This window comes from Kribbella sp., from assembly GCF_035687465.1.
GTDB lineage: Bacteria > Actinomycetota > Actinomycetes > Propionibacteriales > Kribbellaceae > Kribbella.
Window position 1 is genome coordinate 1 of the sequence record NZ_DASRXP010000148.1, and the last position, 6890, is coordinate 6890.

The 6890-nt window shown below is 69.6% G+C and carries 7 protein-coding genes; 5 read left to right on the plus strand and 2 right to left on the minus strand.

Features of this window, described 5'->3' with window-relative positions; translation table 11 throughout:
- The 3 genes from VFG33_RS07575 to VFG33_RS07585 form a co-directional block, all read left to right on the plus strand.
- Positions 1 to 387, plus strand: a 387-nt coding sequence (locus VFG33_RS07575) for an enolase C-terminal domain-like protein (protein ID WP_325023843.1), incomplete at its 5' end; no start/stop codon positions are given.
- Entirely contained in the window at positions 387 to 1115 is a 729-nt protein-coding gene (locus tag VFG33_RS07580) for an SDR family NAD(P)-dependent oxidoreductase (RefSeq protein ID WP_325023845.1), read from the plus strand. The genes VFG33_RS07575 and VFG33_RS07580, both read left to right, overlap by 1 nt.
- On the plus strand, positions 1108 to 1755 hold the full coding sequence (locus VFG33_RS07585) for a DUF624 domain-containing protein (RefSeq protein ID WP_325023847.1): 648 nt from the start codon (positions 1108 to 1110) through the stop codon (positions 1753 to 1755). Before VFG33_RS07580 ends, VFG33_RS07585 begins: the two co-directional genes overlap by 8 nt.
- On the opposite strand, the gene VFG33_RS07590 is transcribed toward VFG33_RS07585, so the two are convergent.
- Positions 1691 to 2491 (minus strand): IclR family transcriptional regulator, encoded by an 801-nt coding sequence (locus VFG33_RS07590; RefSeq protein WP_325023850.1) that lies wholly within the window; start codon positions 2489 to 2491, stop codon positions 1691 to 1693. The genes VFG33_RS07585 and VFG33_RS07590 overlap by 65 nt on opposite strands.
- A gap of 166 nt (positions 2492 to 2657) precedes the next feature.
- Between VFG33_RS07590 and VFG33_RS07595 the strand changes: the two genes are divergently transcribed.
- Positions 2658 to 4919, plus strand: coding sequence for a BamB-related PQQ repeat family beta-propellar protein (locus VFG33_RS07595; RefSeq protein WP_325023852.1), 2262 nt, complete (start codon positions 2658 to 2660; stop codon positions 4917 to 4919).
- Positions 4920 to 4925: 6 nt separating this feature from the next.
- On the opposite strand, the gene VFG33_RS07600 is transcribed toward VFG33_RS07595, so the two are convergent.
- Positions 4926 to 5810 (minus strand): Gfo/Idh/MocA family protein, encoded by an 885-nt coding sequence (locus VFG33_RS07600; protein WP_325023853.1) that lies wholly within the window; start codon positions 5808 to 5810, stop codon positions 4926 to 4928.
- Positions 5811 to 5959: 149 nt separating this feature from the next.
- Between VFG33_RS07600 and VFG33_RS07605 the strand changes: the two genes are divergently transcribed.
- On the plus strand, positions 5960 to 6890 hold a 931-nt coding region (locus tag VFG33_RS07605; protein ID WP_524538121.1), incomplete at its 3' end, for an HD domain-containing protein.

Consider the following 6890-nt stretch of genomic DNA (forward strand, 5'->3'; position numbering starts at 1 on the left):
CCGGTCGCGATCGGTGAGAGCCTGCGGCATCGGCAGGAGTTCAAGCCATGGCTGGTAGGCGGTGCTGCCTCGATCCTGCAGCCGGATCCCGGCCGGACCGGGATCACCGAGTTGCTGGATCTGGCGGCGGTCGCCGAGACCTGGTTCACCCCGCTGGCGCCACACCACTCGTCCGGGCTCGGGATCATCATGGCCGCGAGCATCCACGCGTCGGCGGCCGTCGGGAACCTGCTGGCCTACGAGTTCCACCCGATGCTGTTCGGGCCGGTCAACGATGTCCTGGTGACGCCGTTGGAGCCGGGCATGCTCGGATTCGCAGTACCGACCGGTCCGGGTCTGGGGATCGAGGTCGACGAGGATGCCGTCCGCGCGGCGTGCGTCCGGTGATGCGCCGCGCTCTGGTGATCGGGGCAACCACCCCCATCGGTACGGCGATCGTGGCCGCGCTGGCCGCGGACGGCTGCCGGGTCGCCGGGGCGTCGTTGGAGGACAAGCCGGTTGACGGGCTGGAGTTGCACCTGGCCGCCGACTGCTCCGAACCCGACACCGCGGCCGAGGTTGTCGGACACGTCGTGGCCGAGTTCGACGGGCTGGACATCCTCGTCGCGGCCGCCGGACGGATGCCACTCGAACCTGCGCACCGGACCACCGATGCACAGTGGTTCGACGCGCTCTCGAACACGCTCGACACCTTCTTCTTCCCGGTCCGCTCCGCGCTGCCCCACCTGTTCGAGAGCGACGCGGCCGCAGTGGTCGCCGTCTCCTCGGTGAACACGTTGGTGGCAGCACCCTGGGCGGCTGCCTACACCGCCGCCAAAGGCGCAGTCGATGCCCTGGTCCGGCAACTCGCAGTGGAGTACGCCGGCCGCGGTGTCCGGGTCAACGCGGTGGCACCCGGGATGGTCGGCGGAGCAGAGCGGCCCGACGCCGCGGCCGGCTACCCGATCGGCCGCACCATCCTGCCGACCGAGGTTGCCGATGCGGTGACGTTCCTGGCCGGGCCCAGGGCATCTGGCATCACCGGGGTAGTCCTGCCGGTGGACGGCGGCTTGTCCGTGCTCTCTCCTGCCGTGGTCGGGCGGGCCGATCTGCAAGCCAGGTTGAAAGATGCCTGAGGTCGAGCTGACGGGCCGGGCCGCGCCCATCTACCGACTGCTCGATTGGCCGCTGCGGTTGGCCTTGGTGACTTTCCTGTGGCTCCTGGGTGTTGCGGCCGGGATGGTGATCGCCGGGCTGGCTCCAGCCACACTGGCAGCTCACCAACTGCTACTGGCTTACCTGGATGACGCAGAGGTGCGCCCGTGGGCACGGTTCTGGTCCGCCTGGCGCGAGTGGCTCGGCCGCGGCCAGTTGGTGCTCGGGCTACCGCTCGCCACAGTCTGGGTCCTGGGGTTCTACCTTGTTGCCGCCAGGCAGACCGTCCTGGCTGTGCCTCTGTCTGTGGTGATGCTGGGCTACTTGGTCACCCTGTGGCTGCTGCCTGCCGCTGTGGCATCGGCCGGGCCGGGTCGGACGGTTCGCGACCTCTGGCTGCTGGCGATCCACCTCAGCTGGCGTCGACCGGTTCTACCTGTCGCGGCGACCGGCGTATTCGTAGTACTGGCTGTAGGGGCTTGGTACGTCGCTCCGGCTGCTCTCGTGTTCGGGCCGGCGACAGCCGCGCTCGCCGCGGTACTGGTCGTGCGGCGGGTCAGCTCACCGCGGCCGAAGCGTGGTAGCCCAGGCCCGAAGAGATCTGGTCCGCCTGCTCGATGACCTGCATGGCCAGTGTCTCCTCCCTGGTCGGCAGATCCATCGCCGACAGTGGCCCGGACACGGACAGCGCAGCGACGATCGTGCCCGTCCTGTCCCGGATCGGCGCGGCAAGACAGGCCCGGCCGAACGCCAACTCCTCGAGTTCCAGCGCGTAGCCGCGCTCCCGCACCTGGCGAAGCATCTTCTCCAGCTGATCCGCGTCGGTCACGGTGTGCGGCGTGTAGCGGGCCAGGTCGTCGCCGAGCAGTTCCTGCCACTCGGACCGGGGCAGCTCGCTGATCAGTGCCTTGCCGATCGCGGTGGCGTGCAACGGACCGGTCCGACCGACCAGGGTCGACGACCGGCCGGCCGCCCGTCCCTCGAAGTGACACAGGTAGAACATCTCGGCGCCCCGGCGCTCGGCCACGTTCGCGCCCAAATTCAGGTCCGCGGCGAGGTTCTGCGCGACCTGGCGGGACTGCTGGTGGACCGGCATCTCGTTCAGCCCGATGCCGGCCAAGGTGATCACCCGGGGACCGACGCCGTACAGGCCGCTGCGCTGGTCGTAGGCCAGGAAGCCGAGAGCCACCAGCGCGCCGACCAGCCGGGACACCGTGGACTGGCCGAGACCGGTCGCCTCGACCAGTTCGGAGACCCGGCGTTGCGGATGGGCCTCGGTGAACTCGGACAGCAGCGACAGCGCCCGCTCGACGCTCTGCGTCCCGGGCCCGGCCTCACGACCGATCGCACGCGCCACGAGTTCGCCTTCCGTTAGATTATGGTTTCCTCATCCGCATGGTAGATGGCGGAGGAGTCGCATTCCACCGACCGCGCCCCTGACTCCGGTGGTTGTACGGCAACCGCAAGCGTTCGGAGGGCAGATCGAGGGGCGGTCGTTGCGGTGCGGCTGTCAGACTGTGGCGGTGTTGGCCCTACGTGAGCGGTGGAAAGAGCTGGTTCCCGGCTCGACCGCGTTGGCCGACGATTTGATCGCCAGGTACGTCGGGCGGAACCGCCGCGCGTACCGCGACCAGTACCTCGACACCGTGCTGACCGCGCTCGAGTCGCTGATCCAGCTCAGCACCGATCCGACCTCGGTCCGGCTGGCCGCGTGGTTCCACCGGGCGGTGCACGAGCCCGGCGGAGGTCCGGCCGAGGACGCCGAGGCATCGGCCCGGCTGGCCGAACAGACGCTGCCGTCGTACGGCGTGGACCCGATCCGCATCGCCGAGGTGGCTCGCCTGGTCAGGCTGACCGGGGACCTGGCCACTCCCCCGCCCGACTCCTACGCACCACCCCGGCGCGACGCCAACGGCGATGTCCTGCTGGACGCCGTGAACGCAATCCTCGCCACGAATCCGAGCCGCTACGCCGGCCACAGCTCCGAAGTACGGCGGGACGCGGGCGACCGGGCCACCGCCATCGAGCGCAGGTACGACGAAGTCCAGGTACTGCTCGACGGGCACCTGTATAGGACCCAGCTGGCTCGGCAACGAATGGGCGCCACTGCTCGGGCCAACCTGGAGGCAGAGCTCGCCGGGCTCGACAGCGAACTCCCTGCACCGTGGCGCGGCTGGCAGCAAGCGAGCCTGGCCGCTACGGCGACCTTCAGCGCGATCGCGGCCTCTGTGGTTTCCGTAGCCGCAGCAGGCGCCTCCTGGCAGATCCCTGCCTCGGAGTCCGAGACTGGGTGGCCGCCGGTCGTTCTGGCGGTCCTGGCCTTCATCAGCGCTCCTGTGCTGTTCCGGTGTGCTCGTAGCAGCACCCAGCTGGCCAGGCTCGTCTCTGGCGGTGTAGTCGCTGCTGCGGTCACCGGATTGCTGGTCGCCTGGGCACAGGTCCCCGTCACCAGCCCCGCTCTGGGCGTCGGGCTGCGGGTGCCTCTGCTGATCTCTGCGTTCCTCTTGCTGCTGCTAGCCGGCTCCGCGGCTCTGGTCGCCTCACTGTTGCGCACCCGGACGGCCCGGTTTCTCCCCTCGCGAAACCTCGGGCAGCAGTTGGCGTGGCTCGCAGTACCAGGGGTGATCGCAGTGTCTCTCCTGCTGATCGTGCAGCCGCTGGCCCGCAGCTATGTGCTCACCTCCAACGAGCAGGTGGAAGGCGGGCTCAAGCCGGCCGGGCAGCGGCCGGAGTCGATCGTGGACGGCAATGTCGCCTGGGAGAGTCATGGCCAGTCCGGCGGTGGGGCGGAGGATGCCGTCGGCACCAAATACGGCATCGCCCTCCCGCGGCAGACCGGGGTGGTGGAGATGCTCGATGCCGAGACCGGGGACCTGCGATGGCGCTACAGCCGCTCCGACTCGGACGAGAAGCCGAACATCTTCGCCACGCAGGACGGCGAGTATGTAGTGGCCGAGTTCGACGACGTCGGCTATCTGCTGCTCGATGCGAACACAGGCAAGCGCAAGGCAGCCTGGCCGGGCCGGTCCAGGGACCACACAGTCCAGCAAGCGGATCCGTTGCTGACTGGCGAAGACGTCAGCCGTGGTTCGGACAAGCTGCACGGGGTCGACCCGGACGGCAACGACCGGTGGACCTTCGAGCCCGGCAGGTGCACGGACATCGGCGCGGTCGCCACGCAGGACACCGTGGTCGCCTTCCTGGGACACAGCTGTGGCCAGGATCCGGACGAGATGGTCGGGCTGGACCTGAAGAGCGGCAAGACGTTGTGGAGCAAGTCGCCGACCGACATGTACCGCCGGCCCGTCGTGGTCGGTGGTGTGGTGGTCGTGGCCGAGCCCGGCGGCGACTCCGACGTACCGGCGGCTCTGGTGGCGGTTGAGCCGCGCACGGGTGCGACGAAGTGGCGCTGGCCGGTACCGCGCACCTGGGCCTGCCGCAGCCTGCTGAACGCGGCCGGGAACCAGTTGATCGTGGTGGACTGCCCTGGTCCGGACACACAGGAGAACCGCACCACAGTGGTGACGGCGATCGATGCCACGACGGGCGAGACCGCTTGGCAGACCACCGCCGGGGTCAACCCACGGGCGCGGGTCGCTGTCACCACCGATGGGCGGGTGGTGTCGCTCGCGCGCGGGTCCGACGGTTGCTACGCCAACATGATCAGCCGTGCGGGCTTCCGCCAGGTGCGGCTGCCCAACGCCATCTCCTGCAGCCGCGACGTCCGGGCGGTCGGCAACCTCCTCCTCACCTCAGGCAACGGCACCGTCATCGCCCTGCGCTAGCCAGTACTACGCCCTGTCGGCCAACTGTTGTTCCGCAGAAGCGAGCAGCTCGACGATGCGCGTCCCGAAGGTGACGTCGACCAGGTGCGAATCACCTGACTCGGCCACAGCCACCAGTTCCTGCGCCGCGATCCGGTACGACTCGACTGCCGGGGTATCCCCGGCCGGCAGCAGCGCAGTACCGGCTTCTCCCCAGACGCCGGTCTCGAAGCTGGTCCCGGCCGGCGGTGCGAACAAGGAGACGCTCGCCGTGCTGGTCGCGCCGGACTCGTGGGTGATCACCAGATGCACGAGATCACCCTCGCCGCCAATCGCGCGCAGCTCCGCGATCGGGCCGAGCATGGCGTCGAGATGCGAGAGTGCGTGCGGCCCGACGTCCCAGAGCGCGCCGCGCTGCTCGCGCCGCCACGGGGAGTCGCGGTACGGACCGCCCGGCTTGTCGAGTGCTGCCAGCATTCGGGACCAGCCGCCCTTCCAGCCGCCGGTGGCCTGGACCTCGGCGAAGAACGCCCGGCTCTCCGGGGCGAACCGGGCGGTGAAGAACACCACCGACGCGATCCCCTCGGCGGCGGCCTCGTCGGACAGTGCCCGGGCATCGTCGATCGAGTCGGCGACCGGCTTGTCCAACAGGAGATGCTTGCCCACGGCAGCCGCTTCGAGGGCCATCGTGGCCTGAATCCGCGGCGGGACCGCAAAAGCCACGGCGTCGACGAGCTCGAGTAACTCTGCGTAGTCGTCGTACCCGGCCACCCCGAGGTCTGTAGCCAACGCCTTCGCCTTGTCGGTGTTCCGCCCCCAGACGCCCACCAGTTCGACGCCGTCGGCCGCCGACAGACCAGGTCCGTGCGTGTACCTGGCCCAGGGACCCGTTCCGACCAACCCGAAGCGCATGGCGTCTCCCTTTCTCCGCTGGCCGCACCCCCACCGCACCGGTCAGGTGACGAGCCGATATCGCTTTGGCCACGACCCTAGCTCCGAACCCCGGATCGGTCGGTCCGGGCCTTCGACCGGTGTCAGACTCACATGCCATGGAGCTGCGGATGAGGTGGGATCGCCTGCTGCCGCACGCACAGCCTCTGGGTGAGGATCTGCTGGCTCGTTACGCAGAGCAACAGCGGCACTATCACACCCAGCAACATCTCACCGAGATGCTCGCCACCATCGACGAGCTCGCCGATCTGGCCGACGACCCGGACACGGTCCGGTTGGCGGCCTGGTTCCACGACGCGATCTACGACCCGCAGGCCGACCCGGGCGAGAACGAAGAGGTCTCGGCGCAACTGGCCGAGCTCGAACTGTCCGCGTACGGCGTGGACGCAGACCGGGTCGCCGAGGTCGGCCGGCTGATCCGGCTGACCGCCAAGCACGACTGCGAGCCGGACGACGCCAACGGCGCGGTGCTCTGCGACGCCGACCTGCGCATCCTCAGCCTGGCCGCGGACCGGTACGACGAGTACGCGGTCGGCATCCGGCAGGAGTACGCGCACGTCAGCGACCGGGACTTCGCCCGCGGCCGGATGACCTTCCTGCAGAACCTGGCCGGGACATCGTTGTACGCGACCAGCTGGGGCCACGAGAAGTGGGAGCAGGCAGCCCGGGACAACGTGGCCCGGGAGCTCGCCTCCTGGGCGCCGAAAGCGGCCCGGCCGATCGCCGGCCTGATCCCGATGATCTACCTGGGCGCAGCCCTCGGCGTGGTGGTCGCGGCCTCCGTCCTGCTTGGCCGAGGCCTCGGCGCCGCACCACACTGGCCCGCTGCTCCGGACGAGGTGACCGGGTACCCCGTGTGGGCACCGATCGCCGGTACTGCGGTTGCTGCCGCGCTGGCGTGCCTCTGGTTCCGACGGGCCAAGCCGCGGCTGGTGACGATCCCCGCGATCGTCTTCGCAGTGGCCGGCGTCGTCGCGATCGGGATCTGCTGGTGGCAGTGGCCGGCGGCACAGCCCGGTGCGGCGATGAGCGAGCGCTGGC

What these genes read in the sequence shown, in the direction of transcription:
- VFG33_RS07580 (WP_325023845.1), top strand. Translation starts at nt 387, where the DNA reads ATGCGCCGCGCTCTGGTGATCGGGGCAACCACCCCCATCGGTACGGCG.
- VFG33_RS07585 (WP_325023847.1), top strand. Translation starts at nt 1,108, where the DNA reads ATGCCTGAGGTCGAGCTGACGGGCCGGGCCGCGCCCATCTACCGACTG.
- VFG33_RS07600 (WP_325023853.1), bottom strand. Translation starts at nt 5,810, where the DNA reads ATGCGCTTCGGGTTGGTCGGAACGGGTCCCTGGGCCAGGTACACGCAC.